Origin of the sequence: Kutzneria chonburiensis, assembly GCF_028622115.1 — a bacterium.
In the GTDB taxonomy this organism is placed as follows: Bacteria; Actinomycetota; Actinomycetes; order Mycobacteriales; family Pseudonocardiaceae; genus Kutzneria; species Kutzneria chonburiensis.
This window is the reverse complement of record NZ_CP097263.1, coordinates 9,255,273-9,273,390: the sequence shown is the minus strand read 5'-3', so window position 1 is coordinate 9,273,390 and position 18,118 is coordinate 9,255,273. Positions and strand designations below refer to the sequence as shown.

13 protein-coding genes, 1 tRNA gene and 1 pseudogene are annotated in these 18,118 nt (G+C 70.9%); 6 read left to right on the top strand and 9 right to left on the bottom strand.

Going from position 1 to position 18,118, the window contains the following annotated elements; translation table 11 throughout:
* Window positions 1-347: 347 nt before the first annotated feature.
* Window positions 348-1,871: a helicase HerA-like domain-containing protein gene (locus M3Q35_RS43075; protein ID WP_273938352.1), complete on the bottom strand. Its 1,524-nt coding sequence runs from the start codon at window positions 1,869-1,871 to the stop codon at window positions 348-350.
* Window positions 1,872-1,979: 108 nt separating this feature from the next.
* Here M3Q35_RS43075 and orn point away from each other — a divergent pair, with 108 nt between their 5' ends.
* Both orn and M3Q35_RS43065 read left to right on the top strand, forming a co-directional pair.
* Window positions 1,980-2,591, top strand: coding sequence for an oligoribonuclease (orn, locus tag M3Q35_RS43070; protein ID WP_273938351.1), 612 nt, complete (start codon window positions 1,980-1,982; stop codon window positions 2,589-2,591).
* A 74-nt stretch (window positions 2,592-2,665) separates the two neighbouring features.
* Window positions 2,666-2,738: transfer RNA gene (locus M3Q35_RS43065), tRNA-His, on the top strand.
* A gap of 117 nt (window positions 2,739-2,855) precedes the next feature.
* On the opposite strand, the gene M3Q35_RS43060 is transcribed toward M3Q35_RS43065, so the two are convergent.
* The 4 genes from M3Q35_RS43060 to M3Q35_RS43045 form a co-directional block, all read right to left on the bottom strand.
* On the bottom strand, window positions 2,856-4,313 hold the full coding sequence (locus M3Q35_RS43060) for an ATP-binding protein (RefSeq protein WP_273938350.1): 1,458 nt from the start codon (window positions 4,311-4,313) through the stop codon (window positions 2,856-2,858).
* A gap of 109 nt (window positions 4,314-4,422) precedes the next feature.
* Window positions 4,423-5,757, bottom strand: a complete 1,335-nt coding sequence (locus M3Q35_RS43055; RefSeq protein WP_273938349.1) for a maltokinase N-terminal cap-like domain-containing protein — start codon at window positions 5,755-5,757, stop codon at window positions 4,423-4,425.
* Window positions 5,758-5,771: 14 nt separating this feature from the next.
* Window positions 5,772-6,968 (bottom strand): IS701 family transposase, encoded by a 1,197-nt coding sequence (locus M3Q35_RS43050; RefSeq protein WP_273938348.1) that lies wholly within the window; start codon window positions 6,966-6,968, stop codon window positions 5,772-5,774.
* A gap of 29 nt (window positions 6,969-6,997) precedes the next feature.
* Window positions 6,998-7,993 carry a hypothetical protein gene (locus M3Q35_RS43045; protein WP_273938347.1) on the bottom strand — a complete coding sequence of 332 codons (996 nt, stop codon included), beginning with the start codon at window positions 7,991-7,993 and terminating at the stop codon, window positions 6,998-7,000.
* Between the two features lie 332 nt (window positions 7,994-8,325).
* On the opposite strand from M3Q35_RS43045, the pseudogene M3Q35_RS49045 reads away from it, so the two are divergent.
* The 4 genes and pseudogenes from M3Q35_RS49045 to M3Q35_RS43030 all read left to right on the top strand — a co-directional run.
* Window positions 8,326-8,463 (top strand): annotated as a pseudogene (locus M3Q35_RS49045) (helix-turn-helix domain-containing protein); the annotation flags it as partial.
* A 30-nt stretch (window positions 8,464-8,493) separates the two neighbouring features.
* The gene (locus M3Q35_RS43040) at window positions 8,494-9,057 is read left to right on the top strand and encodes an MmyB family transcriptional regulator (protein ID WP_420704785.1); all 564 of its coding nucleotides are present in this window, start codon (window positions 8,494-8,496) and stop codon (window positions 9,055-9,057) included.
* Window positions 9,058-9,315: 258 nt separating this feature from the next.
* Window positions 9,316-10,707 carry a P-loop NTPase family protein gene (locus M3Q35_RS43035; protein ID WP_273938346.1) on the top strand — a complete coding sequence of 464 codons (1,392 nt, stop codon included), beginning with the start codon at window positions 9,316-9,318 and terminating at the stop codon, window positions 10,705-10,707.
* Window positions 10,704-13,901, top strand: a complete 3,198-nt coding sequence (locus M3Q35_RS43030; protein ID WP_273938345.1) for a type I polyketide synthase — start codon at window positions 10,704-10,706, stop codon at window positions 13,899-13,901. Before M3Q35_RS43035 ends, M3Q35_RS43030 begins: the two co-directional genes overlap by 4 nt.
* A 61-nt stretch (window positions 13,902-13,962) precedes the next feature.
* Here the strand turns inward: M3Q35_RS43030 and M3Q35_RS43025 are convergent, their stop codons facing one another.
* The 4 genes from M3Q35_RS43025 to glgX are packed head-to-tail and all read right to left on the bottom strand — an operon-like array spanning window position 13,963 to window position 18,081.
* Window positions 13,963-15,198, bottom strand: a complete 1,236-nt coding sequence (locus M3Q35_RS43025; protein WP_273938344.1) for a PP2C family protein-serine/threonine phosphatase — start codon at window positions 15,196-15,198, stop codon at window positions 13,963-13,965.
* Window positions 15,167-15,646, bottom strand: a complete 480-nt coding sequence (locus M3Q35_RS43020) for an ATP-binding protein (protein ID WP_273938343.1) — start codon at window positions 15,644-15,646, stop codon at window positions 15,167-15,169. Before M3Q35_RS43020 ends, M3Q35_RS43025 begins: the two co-directional genes overlap by 32 nt.
* A complete protein-coding gene (locus M3Q35_RS43015) occupies window positions 15,646-15,966 on the bottom strand; it encodes an STAS domain-containing protein (protein WP_273938342.1) in 321 nt (106 codons plus the stop codon). Before M3Q35_RS43015 ends, M3Q35_RS43020 begins: the two co-directional genes overlap by 1 nt.
* Before the next feature lie 6 nt (window positions 15,967-15,972).
* Window positions 15,973-18,081 carry a glycogen debranching protein GlgX gene (gene glgX, locus M3Q35_RS43010; protein ID WP_273938341.1) on the bottom strand — a complete coding sequence of 703 codons (2,109 nt, stop codon included), beginning with the start codon at window positions 18,079-18,081 and terminating at the stop codon, window positions 15,973-15,975.
* Window positions 18,082-18,118 lie beyond the last annotated feature (37 nt).

Sequence of the window (18,118 nt, the reverse complement as noted above, 5' to 3'; positions counted from 1 at the left end):
TCGACGTCCACCATGGACGCTAAATCGGCAAAAGGACGGCCGTGTTTCGGGATGGTGTCGACTCAATACCCGAACAGGCCCACGATTTCACGCTCCCGGCCGATAGCTGGCGGCAGAAGTGGGGCTGGAGCGGCCAGAAAGTGGTGGTGGCAGCAGAGGGACCGAAGCCGCCAGGAGGCGGTGGCGGCAGCAGAGGGAACGGAGCCGCCAGGAAGCGGGCAGCAAGCAGAGACTGCCGGTGGGTAAGTGCATGGAGGCGTGCGGACAGCGCGCTGGGAGCGCGGGGCAACAGGGCGTGCGGAGGCCTGGAGGGCAGGGGCGGCGGAAAGTGCGGGGTGAAGGAGGCGCTAGCGGCGGCGGCTGGTTCCGAAGATTCCTCGGGTGATCTCGCGGCCAAGGGCGGAGCCGGCGGACCGGAGGAAGGACTTCACAGCGGGGTTGCCCAGGACCTGGCCGATGAGACCGGGGTCGGCGGAGTCCTTGTGCGGCGAGGGATCGGGGGCGTCGGGAGCGGGGGCATCCGCGGCGGGAGGTGCGACCCTGGCGAGGAGCATCTCGTACGCCGACTCGCGGTCGACCGACTGGCCGTACTTGGTGAAGAGGGGCGAAGCGGTGGCGGCCTGGCGGACGGCGTCGGGACCGATGGAAGCCATGAGGGAACGCGGCGGACGAAGGCGGGTCCAAGCGACGGGGGTGGGGGCGCCCTGCTCGGAGAGCACGGTGACCACGGCCTCGCCGATGCCGAGGGTGGTCAGGGCCTTGCCGAGGTCGTAATGGGGAGTGGTGGGGTAGGTCTTGACGGTCTGGGCCAAAGCCTTCTGGTCGTCGGGGGTGAAGGCCCGCAGGGCGTGCTGGACGCGAGCGCCCAGCTGGGAGAGCACGGCGTTGGGAACGTCGGTGGGGAGCTGCGTGCAGAAGAACACCCCGACGCCCTTGGAGCGGATGAGCTTGACGGTCTGGACGATCTGCTCGAGGAAAGCCTTGGAGGCGTCGGCGAAGAGCAGGTGGGCCTCGTCGAAGAAGAAGACCAGCTTGGGCTTCTCGAGATCGCCTTCCTCGGGGAGCTGGTGGAACAGCGCCGCCAAGAGCCACATCAGGAAAGTCGAGAAGAGGGCGGGGTTGCCCTGGAGCTCGGCGAGCTCCAGGAGGGTGACCACGCCGCGTCCGTCGTCGACACGCATGAGGTCGGCGGGGTCGAGCTCGGGCTCGCCGAAGAAGGTGTCGCCGCCGTTGGCCTCGAGGTTGAGCAGCGCCCGGAGGATGACGCCGGCGGTCGCCGAGGAAACGCCGCCGAGGCCCTTGAGGTCCTCCTTGCCCTCGTCGCCCGTGAGGTGCTGGATGACGGAGCGGAGGTCCTTGGTGTCCAACAAAGGCAAGCCGCGGGAGTCGGCCCAGTGGAAGATGAGGCCGAGGGTGGACTCCTGGGTGTCGTTGAGGCCGAGCACCTTGGACAACAGGATCGGGCCGAAGCTGGTGATGGTGGCCCGCACGGGCACGGAACTGCCGCCGGAACCCAACGACAGGAACTGCACCGGAAAGCCCGAGGCGGCCCAGTCGTCGCCGGTCTCGGCGGCCCGCTTGGCCACCTTGTCGCCGCCGGCGCCGGGCTGGGACAGGCCGGACAGGTCACCCTTGACGTCGGCCATGACCACGGGCACGCCAGCGGCGGAGAGCTGCTCGGCCATCAGCTGGAGGGTCTTCGTCTTACCGGTGCCGGTGGCGCCGGCGATGAGGCCGTGACGGTTCAAGGTCGCCAACGGCAGGCGGACGCGAGCCTCGGCCTTGACGGTGCCGTCCACGACGGCGGCCCCGAGCTCCAGCGCACCGCCCTCGGTGGCGTACCCGGCGGCGATCTCCTCGAACGCGTCCACCCCGACCTCCCGAACCGATAGCCCGAACGGCACTGCCGACACTAGGCCGAAAGGCCCGAAACCGCGCGTTCAGACGAACACGCACCGTGGCGGGATAGGCTCCTGCGGGTGACTGATCGTCTGGTGTGGATCGACTGCGAGATGACCGGGCTCGACCTGGGCAAAGACGCCCTGATAGAGATCGCGGCCCTGGTCACCGACGCAGAACTGAACGTGCTCGGGGACGGCGTCGACGTGGTGATCCACGCCGACGACGAGGCGCTGGCGGCAATGCCGGACGTGGTCCGGGACATGCATGCCCACAGCGGGCTGACCGAAGAGGTGCGCCGGTCCACGACCACGCTCGAGGAAGCCGAGCAGCTGGTGCTGGACTACATCCGGCAGTGGGTGCCCGACTCCCGCTCCACACCGCTGGCCGGCAACAGCATCGCCACCGACCGCGGCTTCATCGCCCGCGACATGCCCGAGCTGGACGGCCACCTGCACTACCGCATGGTGGACGTGTCCAGCATCAAGGAGCTGTGCCGGCGCTGGTACCCGCGCATCTACTACGCGCAGCCGGCCAAGGGCCTGGCCCACCGCGCGCTGGCCGACATCCACGAGTCCATCCGCGAGCTGGCCTACTACCGGGCCACGGCGTTCGTGCCGCAGCCCGGCCCGACCAGCGAACAAGCACAGGCCGCGGCGGCGGAGATCCTTCGGCAGGCCGGCCAGGGGTAACCCGTTTTTGAGCTGAAGACCCGATGCGCTAGCCTTACGGAGGTCGCCACCGGCAACGGTGGGGATCTTCGATGGTGGGTGTAGCTCAGTCGGTAGAGCACTGGGTTGTGGTCCCAGGTGTCGCGGGTTCGAATCCCGTCACTCACCCGCTTGAAATGGCCCGGCGATGTCTCGCCGGGCCATTTTTCTGCACTGAGTCAGGTGTGATGCCGGTTACGTGTCCGGCGCGAACTCCCGGAGTTGGGTGTCCACAACGGACTCGGCTCACGCTCGAGCGCCGGGGCGGACGGGTAGGCGGACGCAGAAGCGGGTGTCGCCCGGCTGCGAGGACACCGAGATGGCGCCGCCGTGCCGGCGGCTGACGATCTCGTGTGACAGGTAGAGCCCGAGCCCGGTGCCGCGGCCGACGTCCTTGGTGGTGAAGAACGGCTGGAACAGCCGGGGAACGGCCTCCGGCGGCACACCGGCGCCGGTGTCCCGGAACTCCACCAGCAGGTCGTCGCCGACGCCGTCGGCGGTGATGGTGAGTGTGCCGCCGTCGGGCATGGCGTCCACGGCATTGTCGATCAGGTTGGTCCACACCTGGTTCAGCTCGCTCGGCCGGCCGGAGATGCGCGGCAGCGACGGGCGGTAGTCCCGCACCACGTGGATGCCGGACAGCTTGGACACCAACAGGGTCAGCGTCGCCTCGACGCCCTCCACGACGTCGACCTCGTCGCGTTCGGCGGCCCGGTCGAGATCGCTGTACGCCTTGGTGGAGGCGATGAGCCCGGAGATCCGGCCGATCGCGCCGACCACCTCGGCGACGGTGGCGTGACCCCGCAGCGAGCCGGCGACGACCTCCACGGCGGGGCGCAGGACCTGGGGGCGCAGTTGCCCGGCGAGGGCGTCAAGGTCGTCGACCCGCAGGCCGCATTCGACGAGATCATCGGCGATGCCGCCGGCGTCGATGCCGCGATCCTCGAGCCAGTCGGTGACGCCGTCCATGGCGTCCATGGCATCCAACGGATCCACGGCGCGCAGCGGCGCCCGGTAGCGGACGGCATCGATGCTGTCGTTGACGGCGGCGAGCTCGTCGGGCTCAGCCTGCCGGCCAAGACAGGAGCAGTCCCGGAGCAGCTGCGGGAACAGGTCCGCCAGTTCCGCGGCGGAGCGGGCCACGGCCGCGGCCGGGTTGTTCAACTCGTGCGCGAGACCGGCGGCGAGGGTGCCGAGGGCCTCCAGGGTGTCGCGACGCCGGACGGCGACCTCGGCGGCATGGATGCGCCACGCCAACACGGGCAGCAACACCGTGCAGACCTGCGGGCAGCGCACGAGCATCTCGAAGAACTGAGGCTTGGCGTAACGCAGCACCTGGGTGGGGCCGACCGCGACCGCGGTCGCGATGTAGTCGGCGTCGGCCAGCAGCGGCAGCTCGCCGGTGAACTCGTGGGCGGCCGGCGGCTTGCCGTCGTGATCGGCCTCGGCCCGGCCGACATCGTCGCCCGCCCGCGCCCGCCTCGAGTGCCGGGTCAGCAGCCGTTCCTGTCCATTGTGGTCGGTCGTGCTGAAGGCCAGTCCGCCCTCGACCAGAACGTAGAACGCCTCGGCCCGCTCACCGTCACGGAACAGCACCTCGCCGTCGGCCAGCGACAACCGGGTGCCGGCTTGCGCGAGCCAGGCCAACTGGTCGCCGTCCAGCGCGGCGAACAGGGTGATCCCCCGCAAGGTCTCGACTTCCATGTCCCCATGGTGACCGCGTCCGGCCGGCCGGCCCAGCGGAACGAACGCAGTGTCGACGAGAACTGCGCTGACGCCCCGGCAGGGATCGGGGCGTCAGCGCAATGGGCGGTCAGCCGCCCAGGATGGCGGCGACGGCGCGGAGCGGGATGTGCGCCCAGGACGGGCGATTCCTCGTCTCGTACGCGACCTCGTACACCGCCTTGTCCAGCTCGTACGCGGTCAGCACGCACCGCGACCGGGCCAGGTCCACTCCGGACTCCCGGCCGTAGCCGGCGGAAAACGCCAGCCGCACCTGGGCGAGCCAGCGTTCCAGCTGGTAGCGGGACCACGCGTCGCCGACCTGGCCGGCGGCGTAGTCGAACGACCGCAGCATGCCGGCGACGTCCCGCAGCGGCGAGTGCGCGGCCATGCGGTCCTCGCCGGCCGGCTCGCCCTCGAAGTCGGTCAGCAGCCAGCCGTCGGAAGCCCGCAGCACCTGTCCCAGATGGAGATCGCCGTGCACGCGCTGCGTGACGATCTTCTCGCCGGCCGCGGCCGGGGCCCGGTAGACGGCCCGGATGCGGTCGGCGTCGCGAGCCAGCGCCGGGGCGACCGCGACCGCCCGGTCCAGCCGGGCCGACAACACGTCCGCGAGCACCTCGGCGTCCATTGTGGACGTACCGAGCCGGTCGGCCAGTGTGACGTGCACATCGGCCACCGCGGCGCCGAGCAGTTCGATGTCGGCGACGAAGTCCGTGCCGTCGTCAACGCCGGACACCAGGTTCCGCACGGCCTCGGTGGCCATCAGCCAACCGTCGCTCGAGCCGGCGGCGAACTCGTGCAGCACGCCGAGCGTGACGGGTTCGCCCCGCAGCGAGCCCTCGACCGCGCCGAGCAGCCGCGGCACCCGGGCGCCGGTGATCGCCCGGTGCAGCTCCAGTTCCGGGTTGACGCCGGGGGCGAGCCGCCGGAACAGCTTGAGGATCGCCTTGTCCCCGAACACGATCGAGGTGTTGGACTGCTCGACGCCCAGCGGCCGCCCTGGCATCGGCCCGGCGCCGGCGGGCCAGGCGCCGGGCTCCGGGGTGAAGGCGGTGTCGCCGGACCTGGCGCCACCGCGGATCATCGCCAACAGCGAACCCATCAGCGCCGCGTCCACGGTGGCGTCGTACACCACTCCGTCCGGCACGTTGGCGATCACCGCCGGGCCGATGTCCGAGCTCTGGATGGTCCGATGTCCCAGCGGCACCTGGTAGAGCTCGCGGCCACCGTCCGGATAGGACACTTCGACCAGCACGAGCGCGCCGCGGGCCGCGCCGGCCGTGACCAGCTCGGTGGCCGAGACGATCTCGACCCGGTGGGCGTCCCGGCCCCCACCGGCGAACCAGCGTCGGTGGGGCAGCCAGGAGACCAGCGCGTGTTCCAGCGGGCTCATCCGGCCCGGCGACTCAGGCTCCCAGTACACGATCACCTCCAGGATCAGGCGTACGGCCGCAGGGTGGCCAACTCGTCGGCGTACTCCTGGTCCGCCGCGGACAGCGCGGCGAAGGCGTGCGCGGCGGACGCCAGCGTCATGTGGTGGTGCCAGCCGCGGAAGCTGCGGCCCTCGAAGTGGCGCAGGCCGAAACCGTCGTGCAGTTTGGCCATGTCCTCGCCGGTGCGCCGGCGCAGCCGGGTCAGCCGGACCAGCTCGGGCAGCCGGGCGTTGTGCATGTTGGTCAGCCACACCGAACTCGGCGCGGCCCGGCCCGGCAGCCACTCGGCGGCGATGCGCCGCATCCGCCGGTACGCCGCGTGCGGCGCCATCTGCACCACGTTCTCCGCGTTCGGGATCATCGCGACGATCCAGCGGGAGGTGCCGACCCGCCAGCTCGCCGGGTCCCGCCAGCTCATCGTCAGCTGCCCGCGGCGGGCGGCCAGCATGGCCAGCTCGCCGGCGGTGAACCGGCGGCCGTTGACCGGCGGCACGCTCGTCTCGGCCGGAATCCGCACCAGGTAACGGAGTCCGCGCTGTTCGAGACCGTCGATCAGCTCGGCCAGGTCGGAGTGGCTGCTCGCGTCGACCACGACCGGCGCCGGCGGCAGCGCCCACTCGGTGACCATCTCGTCCACCGCGTCCAGCGCGCACGACCACTGCGAGCGGTGCTGCTCCTCCTCGGGCACGTGCGTGCGGGCCCGCCGGGCGTCGTCGTCGGACCAGCAGCGCGGCAGCACCAGCCGCCAGTTCACCGGGCAGCTCGTCGTCTCGTTGGCCATGAACACGGCCATGCCCAGCTGGCAGTTGATGGTGCGCCGGGCCGACTGCACGTACTGCTTGGCCACGCCGACCGAGTTGTCGCCGTTCTTCGGGAAAACGGCCTCCTCCAGCACCCAGGCCTGCGGTGGCGAGGTCGCCGCGAATTGGGTGGCCAGTCCGCGCCGCACCGGCTCCCACGCCCAGGGACTCTGGTTCACGAACTGCTGGAGGCATTGGTCCGCCCGCCAGCCGAGCACGTGGTCGGAAATGCGGCGGATGGACTTGCGGCCCGGCACCTCGATCAGGCCACGGACATACACCTCGGCCCAGCGCCGCTGATCGGAGCGGGGCAGGGAGGCGAACAGGCCCTGGCAGAACCAGGACAGGCCGCTGTCGGTAGAAGTGGTCTGCGGGCTCATCGTCTTCACCATCGTCTGCATTTCTCCCCCAGCGTGACAAATAAGTGTTCTCAGAAGACCGGCCGTGGCACGAACGGCTCCCCCATGTCGCCGCCCTGCCTTTCCGATCGTGGTGCCTCGTTCGAATAGCGCAGGTACGAGCAGATCGCGTCCGCGTGCGCCGCGTACCGGGTGCGGCTGTCCTGGAATGCCCGCCAGGACTTGTCGGTGTCCCGTTCCGCCGGCAGCCCGGCGGACACCGCGCAGCGCACGGAATCGGAAAACGCCCGTTCCTCACGTCCGTGCAGGCTCACCGTCGGCACCGCCAGCCGAATGTCCAGCTGCCAGGCCAACCGCTGGATGCAGTCGCTGCCGGCGGCGAGCACCACCCGCACGCTCGGCGGCGCCCACATCGGCGCCACCGCCTCGGTCAGCGCGGCCGCGTCCAGCACGATCACCGCCGCCTCCACCCAGCACATCTCGCCGGCCGGGCGCAGGTACAGCAGCGCCGGACAGCTGGCATGGCTGGACCGGATGTCGGCCAGCCAGTCCGCCCAGTGCTCGAACGCCGTGCCCAGGTCGGACCGCGTGCCGCCGCGCAGCCGGTCGGCCAGCACCACCTCGGCGTCCAACAGGCTGGTCGCCCGCGCCTGCAACCGGGTGGTGATCGCCTCGCGGCGCTGGTACTTCTCGATCAGCTTGCTCAGGTACACCGCGAACAGCAGGGCCTCGAGCGCGGCCAGCGACCACCCGGCCGCACGGACGGCGTCCTCGGCGCCGGCCGGCAGTCCGTAGGCGATCAGCCAGCACGCGACGCCGGTGGCCACCAGCCAGCCGCCCAGCAGCGCTGCCAGGCTCAGCGGAACGCACAGGTCGAGTACGCGTTCCCGGCGCCGGTGCGGCAACTTCGACGCACCGAGCAGCAAGGTCCGGTAGGTGAACCGGGCGGTGAGCCGGGCCGCCAACGAGGACCGGTCCCGCGGGTTGACCACGGTTCGGACCACGCTCAAGCCCGTGAGCACCGCCAGCACGATCCCGGCGAGCATGGCCATCAGCTCGACCACCACGGAACGCCTCCCTGCCTCGACGGTGACTCAAGCTTGATTCGAGTTCGGCCCGCGCGGGCAGAGTCAAGTTGTGGTGGTACTGGCGGTACCAGCACTGGCGGGGAGGGCTTCTGAGCAGTCACGCCACCGATCAGGTGAACGTCCGGTATCCGCAGCAGGAGAGTTACGCGGTCCGCCACAAAAAGGACTACACGAGAGGGCAAGGGTGCTCGATCGCGGCGGGGATTCTGGAATAATGTCTGGTACTGGGTGACCTTGGGGGTGACATACGTGCCGGTTGAGGGGGCAATCGCCACGAACTGGCCGCGTTCCTTCGCAGCCGTCGGGAACGCGTGACTCCGGAATCAGTAGGGCTGCCCAGTGGGGCACGCCGCCGAACGGTCGGACTTCGTCGTGAGGAAGTCGCAGTTCTGGCCGGGCTGAGCCCTACTTGGTACACATACCTGGAACAGGGGCGAAACATCCGGCCGTCGGCCGAGGTGTTGGACAGCCTGGCCCGGGTGTTGCTGCTCGGCGAGGACGAGCGGCGCTACATGCACACGCTGGCCTACGGGCACACCAGCGTGTCCGCGGCCGAACAGAGCCGGCAGGAGCGGGAAGAACTGCTGCGCGGTGTGGTTGATATCACAGACACCGGGACCGCCCCGGTATACGCGGGCGATCGGTTCTGCGATGTGCTGGCCTGGAACCAGGCGGCCAAGGAGTGGTACACCGACTTCGGAAAGATTCCTGCCGAACGCAGGAACATGCTGTTGTGGATGCTGTCCGATCCGCAGGCCCAGTACTGCTTTGTCAACTGGGAGTACGACGTCAAGGATCTCATCGCCCGAGTGCGCTGGATCACCGCGCCCTATCGGGGACATCCGCGGCTGGAACAGGTGGTCGCGATGGCCACCGAAGCGCATCCCATGTTCGAGCAATGGTGGGCCGAGCACGATGTCCATGTGCAGCGAACCCGCGAACGCAGGCTGCGACACCCCGTGCACGGTGAGTACCCGTGGCGTTTCACCGCGCTGTACCCGAGCGATTACGACGATGTCATGGTGATCTTCCACCTACCCTAGCGCAGATTGCCGCCGCGCGCAGTCCGTTAAATGCACGTTGACAGGCGGGAGTGCATTCTGACAATTAAAGGTGCACAGTGGCCGTCAACGTCGTCGGCCGGTGGCTGTCATGCGGATAGGCCCTGAGGGCCGGCGCTCGGGGAGCGCCTTTGCCGCGAATGGCGGCCATACCACGGGTAGCAGCGCGGGAACACTCATCGTTCCCGTGCGCACCCGACTACGCATTCTTCAAGCGAGGCACAAGGGTGGGGGACACCGATGGCTTGGAGCTTTGTCGGTAGAAACTATGAGCTTGACCAGGTTCGCCCGACGCACGACCGGCGCGGCAGCGCGGTGGTCGTCGTCGCCCGCGAACCCGGTATGGGCCGCAGCAGCCTGCTCCGCGAGGCAGCCGGCCGGTTACCCGGCGGCCCGGCGACCGCGTTGTGGTTGTCGGGCCGCGGCGGCGACACCGCCTTCGGCATGCTGCGCCGGCTGCTACCCGGGCTCGGCGCCGGATCGCCGCTGACGGAAGCGGTCCGTGCCGGGGCACGCGACCTGTACGAACTCACCGAGGACGGCCGGCGGCCGATCTTCGTGGACGATGCGCATCTCGCCGACCACGCCAGCATGCTGGTGCTGCGCGAGCTGCACCGCACCGGCCGGGCACAGCTGGTGGTGACCCACCTGACGGGCCGGGTCACCCCGGATCCGCTGGACTGCCTGGCCTACGAGCACGACATCACCACCGTGAAGCTGGCGTCGCTCACGCCCGGCGAGGTGAACCTCGTGGTCGGCGGCCTTGTCGACGGCCGGGTCGACACCGCGACGTCGGATGCGCTGCACGCCGCCAGCGGCGGAAATCCCTTGCTGCTGAGGGAACTGGTCGACCGAGGGCGGCTCGAGCCGCGGGACGGGAAGTGGCGGGTGGCCGGCCCCGTCACCGCAGGCCCGCCCCTGAGCGACGCGGCGACCGCCCGGTTGGCCGACGCGATCCGGGTCGCGTGGGAATCCCTGGACCTCGCCCGCGTCGAGCTGTTGTGCGACCTGGCGACGGAACTGGACGACTGGGCGCGTCGGGCGCTGGCCACCGCCCTGCTGCTGCGCGCCCGACCGGCGGAATGCCTGCGGCTGCTGGAATCCGCACCGTCCGACCGGGAGACGGCGCTGCTGCGGGGTATCGCGGTGGCCTTCGGCCTGCGGCGGCCGGACGACGCGGACCACGTGCTCGCCGAGGCCGGGGTACCGGCCGGGATGCGGGCCTGGATCGCCGCGGTCGGCGGCCGCACGGCCGTGGCGTCGGCCCTGCTGGCGGCCGAGCCGGTGCTGCACGATCGGGGGGAGATCCTGTTCGACCAGGCCGCGCGTGGCCTGCTGGCGATGGCGGAGATGCGGCCGTGGCAGGCGATCCCGCACATCCGGCGGGCCGTCGCGGCCGACGAAGCCGGGCACGTCGACCTGCCGTGGCTGGCCCCGTACCTGCGGGCCCTGCTGATCGACGCGCTCCTGCTCGGCGGGCGCATCGGCGAGGCGACGGCGATGGCCTCGGGCTTCCACGCGGCCCGCCGCAGCAGCGGCTGGACCGTGGCGGTGGCCATCTCCTCGCTGGCCGCCGGTCCGCTGCCACCGCTGAGTACCGAGCCCACGAGCACTGTGGTGGTGGCCGGATGAGCGCCCCCGACCAGTCCCGTCAGATCGCCATCGTCGGCATGAGCTGCCGGTTCCCCGGCGCCACCTCGGTCGCCGAGTACTGGGACGTGCTGTCCGGCGGCCGCGACACCATCACCGAGGTGCCGATCTCGCGCTACGACGCGGCCGCGCTGTACAGCGACGACCCCCGCAGCAAGGGCACCGTGAACAGCACGCGGGGTGGCTTCGTCGACGACGTCGAGAAGTTCGACGCGGCCTTCTTCGGCATCGCGCCGCGGGAGGCGGTCCGGATCGACCCACAGCACCGGATGCTGCTGGAGTCCACCTACGAGGCCGTCGAGGACGCCGGCCTGCGCCTGGAGGACATCGCCGGCACGGGGGCGGGCGTCTACACCGGCGCGTGCCTCATGTCGGAGTACTGGGATCTGCTGCGCGAGGCCGGCATGGTCGACCTGCACTCGATCATGGGCGCCGGCATGTACGGCACCGCGGCCGGCCGCATCTCGCACGCGCTCGACCTGCACGGCCCGAGCGTGTCGGTGGACGCGACCTGCGCCACCGCCATGATGGCGATCCAGACCGCCTGCCAGGCGCTGCGGGCCGGGGAGACCGACCTGGCGCTGGTCTCCTCGGTGTCGCTACAGCTGACGCCGCACCACGCCATCGCGCTGTCCCAGGGCACGGTCATCTCGCCGGACGGCCGCAGCCGCTTCGGCGACGCCGACGCCAACGGGTACGTGCGTGGCGAGGGCGTTGCCTCGGTCGTGCTCAAGCGACTGTCCGATGCGATCGCCGACGGCGACCGCATCCACGCCGTGATCGCCGGTGTGGCCAGCAGCAACGACGGCCGCAGCGGCGGTTCGCTGATGACGCCGAGCAGCGTCGGCCAGGAGCTGGCCCTGCGCGGCGCCTACCGGGACGCCGGCATCGCGCCGGCCGATGTGGACTACGTGGAGGCGCACGGCACCGGCACGGTCACCGGTGACCGGGTCGAACTCCGCACGCTGGGCACGGTGCTCGGCGACGGCCGCCCCACCGGCAGCCGGTGCCTGGTCGGCTCGGCGAAGTCGAACGTCGGCCACCTGGAGCCGGCGTCCGGCCTGGCCGGCCTGATCAAGACGGCGTTGGCGCTGCGGCACGGGATCGTGCCGGCGACGCTGCACGTGGAGAATCCGCTGTCCCTGCTCGAGGACGAGAATCTGCCGCTGGAGCTGCCGTTGACCAGCCGGCCGTGGCCGACGACGGGCCATCGGCGGGTCGCGGGCGTGAGCGCTTTCGGCATCTCCGGGTCGAACTCGCACATCGTGCTGCTCCAGGCGCCGGACGAGGCGCCGCACCCGCCGAGCGTCGGGCAGCGGCCGTACCTGCTGCCGATCTCCGCGCGGGCGCCGAAGGCGCTGACCCAGCTGGCCGAACTCACCGCGGACCGGATCGACGGCGAGAACTGCCTGCGGGACATCGCCTACAGCGCCGGCGCACGGCGATCGCACCACCGCTTTCGCCGGGCCGTCGCCGCCGACGGCCCGGCCGAGGCGGCGGCGCTGCTGCGGGCGACCTGGGAACCGAGCATTCCTCACAAGGACGTCCAGCCCAAGGTCGTCTTCGTGTTCTCCGGCCAGGGCTCGCACTGGACCGGCATGGCGCGGGACCTGCTCGAGAACGAGCCGGTGTTCCGGGACCGCCTGGCCGAGTGCGACGCGGCGGTCCGGTGGGAGCTCGGCTTCTCACCGCTGCGGCTGATCGCGGAGGGCCAGCAGCCCGTCGGGCCGTGCCAGGTGCATCCGACGCTGTGGGCGGTGCAGGTGGCGCTCGCGGCGGTGTGGCGGCAGTGGGGCGTCCGACCGGACGAGCTGGTCGGCCAGAGCATCGGCGAGATCGCCGCCGCCACGGTGTCGGGAGCGCTCACCGTGGCCGAGGGCGCGGCGGTGGCCTGCCGCCGGGCTCGGCTGCTCGACGGACTCGACCACGACGGCGGCATGGCCCTGGTCCGGCTGGCCCCCGCGCCGGCCGCCGCGGCGATCGGCGAGTTCGCCGGTCGGGTCAGCATCGGTGCGATCAACGGTGTCGCCAGCACCGCACTGTCCGGCGACCGCACCGCGCTGGCCACGATCGTCGAGCGGCTGCGGGCCGACGACGTGCCCTGCTGGATGATCGACATCGACTTCGCGTCGCACTCCGAGCACGTCGAGCCGCTGCGGCCGGCGCTGGTGGACGACCTGGTCGATCTGCGGCCGACGGCCGGGCGGATCCCGATCTGGTCGACGGTCACCGGCCAACTGGTCGACGGGTCCGGGATGGACGGCGAGTACTGGGCCGACAACCTGTGCCGGCCGGTGCAGCTGGCCGCGGCGCTCCGCGCGGCCGCGGCCACCGACCGGCCGACCGTGTACATCGAGATCAGCGCGCATCCGCTGCTGCTGGACGAGGTCGAGGGGGTGCTGTTCGACGCCGGCCAGGTCGGCATCGCGGTCGCGTCGACCCGGCGGAACGAACCGGCGACGCTGTCGCTGCTGCGGTCCGCCGCCGCGGTGTACGCCGTGGGGTACGAACTGGACTGGCACGAGATCAACGGGCCCGGCCGGTACGTCGACCTGCCGAGCTATCCGTGGCAGCGCAAGCGGTTCTGGGTGCCCGACACCGACGCGGCCAACGCCGACACGGTGCTCACCTGGGACGGCGAGCTCGGCTCGTCGGTCGAGGAGACGCTGCGCACGGCGGTCGGGGAACTGTTCGAACACACGCGTTACGTGATCGAGCAGACCCGTACGGTGCGGCCGCTGCCCAGCGACCCGTCGGCCCGGACCGTGCGGGTGACGCTGCGGGCGACCCGCGGCGGCTGGCAGTACGAGTTGTTGGGCCTGCAACCGTCCTCCGAACGCACGCGGCGCTGGTGCGTGCATTCCACCGGACGGCTGGCCAAGGCGGCGTCCGCCCGCACTGTGCCGGTGCTGCGGGTGGCTCGGACCCGACCGCAGCAGCAGGACATCGAGACCCTGCTGGTCGAGCACGTGACCACGCTGCTGGCGCTGCCGAAGGAAGAGGCCGACCCGACCATGCGGCTGTCGGCCCTCGGGCTGGACTCGCTGATGGCGGCCCGGCTGCGCACCCGGTTGAGCAACGATCTCGGCATTCCGGTGTCACTGGGGGTGCTGCTGTCCGGCACGCCGATCGGTGAGCTGGCGGCCGAGCTGAGCCAGGCGGTCGCCGCCGGCTGAGCCCGACGCGAAGGGGCCGCTCCCGGTGGGAGCGGCCCCTTTCGCTTGTGCGGTCCGCGGATCAGACGGATCGGCGGACGGCGAGCATGGTGATGTCGTCGAACTGGTTGGCCTGGCCGACGTGCAGGCCCAGCTGCGTGTCCATGATGTCGAGCAGCTGCTCCGGGGTGTCGCAGGGCGTGCGGACGGCGTCGAGCATGCGCTCGTAGCCGAACAGGCCGCCGTCGGGGTCGCGGGCGTCGACGACGCCGTCGGTGTACACGAACAGGGCGTCGCCGGGGCCGAGTGTGGTGTGCCCCAAGGTGTACGAGCTGTCGGCGAGGATGCCGACGGCCGGCCCGGTCGGCCGCAGCGTGGTGATCTCGCCGTCGGCGCGGACCAGCACCGGCGGGTTGTGGCCGCCGTTGATGTACAGCAGGGCGCCGGATGTCGGGTCGAGCACGCCGAAGAACAGCGTGGCGAAGTAGCCCTGCCGCAAATGGTTGCGGGCCATGTAGCGGTTGGTGCCGACGACGGACTGCACCAGCGGTCCGGCGCCGACCGACAGCAGCGGCGGCAGCGCGCCGCCGGCCTCGACCTCGCTGTCCACCAACACTTCCTGGACGACGTCGTCCTGCCACCAGCTGCCGGTGTGCTCGGCGGTGTGTCGCAACAGGGTCCGGATCAACGCCATGAACAGCGCGGCCCCGACGCCCTTGTCGCACACGTCGGCGACCAGGAAGCCCAGCCGCCGGCCGTTGACCAGCTCGAAACCGTCGTAGAAGTCGCCGGCCACCTCCTTGGCCGGCCGGAACCGCACCGCGAAGTCCCAGCCGTGCGCGGCTGGCAGCTGCTCGGGCAGGAAGCCGGCCTGGATCTCCCGGGCAATGCTCATGTCCCGCTCGTACTCGCGCAGGTTGGCCACCGCGGCCATGTCCTCGACGGCGGTCGCCAGCTGGGACCGCTCCCAGCACGTGGACAGCCGGCTGCGCAGCAGCGCCGGCAGGAACGGTGGCATCACCCAGTCGAACCCGGCGGTCACACAGGCTTCCAGCGCCTCGAAGTCGTCCTGAGGGAACACCACGATCGCCGGGTTCACGTCGTCGGCGGCGAACCGCTGTCCGAGCGTGGCCAGCCGGTGCAACCCGACCGAGGCCGACACCAGCACGATGTCCGGCGGCTCCGCCGAGGCGGCCACGGCATGTTCCTGCCCGGGCACGGCGTGGCGCACGGCGAATCCCGCCGTGCGCAGCGCCCGGTCCAGCTCCCTTGTCGTGGCGTGCTCCTCAGCGACCACCAACGCGATCGTCGCCCCCATGCGTTCCTCCGTCCGTCTCCCGGACCCCCTCCGCGTGTCGCAGCATCATCAGCGTGTTGACGTTGCGACCGTCCACATAGGCGTGGTCGAGGCGGTCCAGTCCGTTCAGGGCGAGGTACAGCCCGAGGCCGCCCTCGCCGTCGTGCGCCGCGCCATTGGCCAGGCGCGGCGCCGGGTCGTGGGAGTGGGGATCGAACGCGGGCGCCTCATCGGTGATGCGCACCCAGACGCGATCGTCGTCGACCGCGCCCTCGATCTCGACCAGCCCCCCGAGGCCCCGATAGCCGTGCTGGCCGATGTTGGTGGTGATCTCGTCGACGGCCAGCCGCAGCCAGTAGGACTGGCGGCTGTCCAGTCCACCGCTGACGGCGAGCGCCGCGACGAAGTCAGCCAGTCGCCGCGCCGCGCCCGCCTCGCCACCGCGCAGCGTCAGCCGGTGGCCCGCCATCACCGCTCCACTGGATCCTGCATGACCAGGCTGCGGTCGAAGCCGGTCAGGCTGATCGTCTCCGCCACCTCCGGCGTGGCCCCGACCAGGACGATGTCCACGCCACGGCCCAGCTTCTGGTGTGCGAACACCAGGCAGCGCAGGCCGGCCGACGACATGTAGGTCAGCTCCTCGGCCAGCAGCACCAGCCGCCGCACCGTGCCCGCGGTCGCCTCCACGATCACCTCGTTGAGGGCAGGCGCCGCCCGCGAGTCCAGCTCGCCGGTCAGCCGGATGGTGACGACACCGTCGTCACTGTGCACCTTCGTGGTGAAACTCATTCCCGCTCACTCCTCGCCATCGGTTTGCTTGGCCACCAGCACCACGGTCGAGCGGGGCTCGACCCAGATCCGGTCGCCGGTCAGCGGCGGCTCGTCGCCGGGCTGGTGGACGTCGTTGCCGTCGGGCAGGGCGGTGTCGGCGAACAGGTGCCACCCCACACCGTCCGGCAGGCCGGGCAGCTCCAGCTCCCGCCCGTCCCAATGCGCGTTGGCCGCCACGTACACGCAGTCGTGCCCGTGCGGACCGTGCTCGTAGAGCATCGCGGCCACCAGCCGGTGCCCCGGCGACCAGTCCGGCGTCCATGCCCGCTCCCCGTGCCAGCTGACCTCGGGGAACCACCCGCTGCCCTGGTGACCGCGCGGATGCGAGGCCCGGCGCAGCGCCGGGTGGGCCTTGCGGAACGCGATCGCGGCCTTGGTGAAGCGCAGCAGGTCGGCGTTGGTCTCGGTCAATCGCCAGTCCACCCAGGACAGGTCGTTGTCCTGGCAGTAGGCGTTGTTGTTGCCCCGCTGGGTGCGGCCGAACTCGTCGCCGGCCACCAGCATCGGGATGCCGTGGCTGGTCAGCAGGAGCAGCAGCAGGTTGCGCAGCTGCCGGCCCCGCAGCGCCAGCACCTGCTCGTCTTCGGTGTCACCCTCGGCGCCGCAGTTCCACGAGTTGTTGTCGTTGTCGCCGTCGCGGTTGCCCTCGCCGTTGGCCTCGTTGTGCTTCTCGTTGTACGACACCAGGTCGTGCAGGGTGAAGCCGTCGTGGGCGGTGACGAAGTTGACCGATGCGGTCGGCGCCCGGCCGGCGTACAGGTCGGGCGAGCCGAGCAGCCGGGTGGCCAGCTCACCGGCCACGCCTTCGTCACCGGTCACGAAACGCCGCACGGTGTCCCGGAACTTGCCGTTCCACTCCGAGAACCGGTGGTAGTTGGGGAAACTGCCGACCTGGTACAGGCCGCCGGCGTCCCACGCCTCGGCGATCAGCTTGCAGTCACGCAGAATCGGGTCCGCGGCCAGGCTTTCCAGCAGCGGCGGGTTGGCCAGCGGAGCGCCGTTGGGCGCCCGCCCCAGAATGGCGGCCAGGTCGAAGCGGAAACCGTCCACATGGAACTGTGAGGCCCAGTGCCGCAGGCAGTCCAGCACGAAGCCGCGCACCACGGGATGGTTGCAGTTCAGCGTGTTGCCGGTGCCGCTGAAGTTGTAGTAGTAGCCGTCCGGGGTGAGCATGTAGTAGACGCTGTTGTCCAGGCCGCGGAAGGACAGCGTCGGCCCCAGCTCGTTGCCCTCCGCGGTGTGGTTGAACACCACGTCCAGGATGACCTCGATGCCGGCCCGGTGCAGCTGCTTGACCATGTTCTTGAACTCGTCGGCCTGCATGCCCAGCCGCCCGGTCGCGGCCAGGCCGGCCTTCGGCGCGAAGAACCCGAGCGTGCTGTAGCCCCAGTAGTTGCGCAGCTGCTCGCCGCGGTCCGGGTCGAGCCGGTCGTTGTCCAACTCGTCGAACTCGAAGACCGGCATCAGCTCGACCGCGTTGACCCCGAGTTCCTTCAGGTACGGGATCTTCTCGACCAGGCCGGCGAACGTGCCCGGCTCGGCCACCCTGGCCGACGGATGCCGGGTGAAGCCGCGCACGTGCGCCTCGTAGATCACCAGGTCCTGGCTGGGCAGCTGGAGCTGCCGGTCGTCCTCCCAGTCGAAGTCGTCCAGCGCGATGCCGGAGCGCAGCGGCCGGCGCTGCCCGCCCCACGAATCCCTGCCGTGCAACAGGGTCGCGTACGGGTCGAGCAGCACCTGCCGCCGGTCGAAGCGGTGCCCGGCCTCGGGCTCGAACGGGCCGTCGGCGCGGTAGCCGTACTCGACGGCCTCCGCGTCGATGCCGAACACCGTCATCGAGTACACCGCGCCGATGACGAACTCCGGCGGAAAGTCCAGCTCCGCCAAGGGTTCGGCCGCGTCGCGCTGGTACAGGACCAGTGTCATCCCGGTCGCGCCGGCGGAGTACACGGAGAAGTTGACGCCGCCGGGCACCCGGGACGCGCCGAACGGCAGCGGCCGTCCGGCCCGCACCCCGAAGCCGGCGATGTGATGGGTGGGGAACGCGTCCAGGCGCTCCGGCGTCCGACTCACTGCGGCACCTCGCTAGCGCTCGGTGCCCGCGTTCGCG

Excerpts from the sequence above, each read along its gene's own strand:
- M3Q35_RS43060 (WP_273938350.1), bottom strand. The coding sequence starts at position 4,313 with ATGGAAGTCGAGACCTTGCGGGGGATCACCCTGTTCGCCGCGCTGGAC.
- M3Q35_RS43050 (WP_273938348.1), bottom strand. The coding sequence starts at position 6,968 with ATGCAGACGATGGTGAAGACGATGAGCCCGCAGACCACTTCTACCGAC.
- M3Q35_RS43025 (WP_273938344.1), bottom strand. The coding sequence starts at position 15,198 with ATGGGGGCGACGATCGCGTTGGTGGTCGCTGAGGAGCACGCCACGACA.
- M3Q35_RS43015 (WP_273938342.1), bottom strand. The coding sequence starts at position 15,966 with ATGAGTTTCACCACGAAGGTGCACAGTGACGACGGTGTCGTCACCATC.
- M3Q35_RS43035 (WP_273938346.1), top strand. The coding sequence starts at position 9,316 with ATGGCTTGGAGCTTTGTCGGTAGAAACTATGAGCTTGACCAGGTTCGC.
- M3Q35_RS43030 (WP_273938345.1), top strand. The coding sequence starts at position 10,704 with ATGAGCGCCCCCGACCAGTCCCGTCAGATCGCCATCGTCGGCATGAGC.
- M3Q35_RS43020 (WP_273938343.1), bottom strand. The coding sequence starts at position 15,646 with ATGGCGGGCCACCGGCTGACGCTGCGCGGTGGCGAGGCGGGCGCGGCG.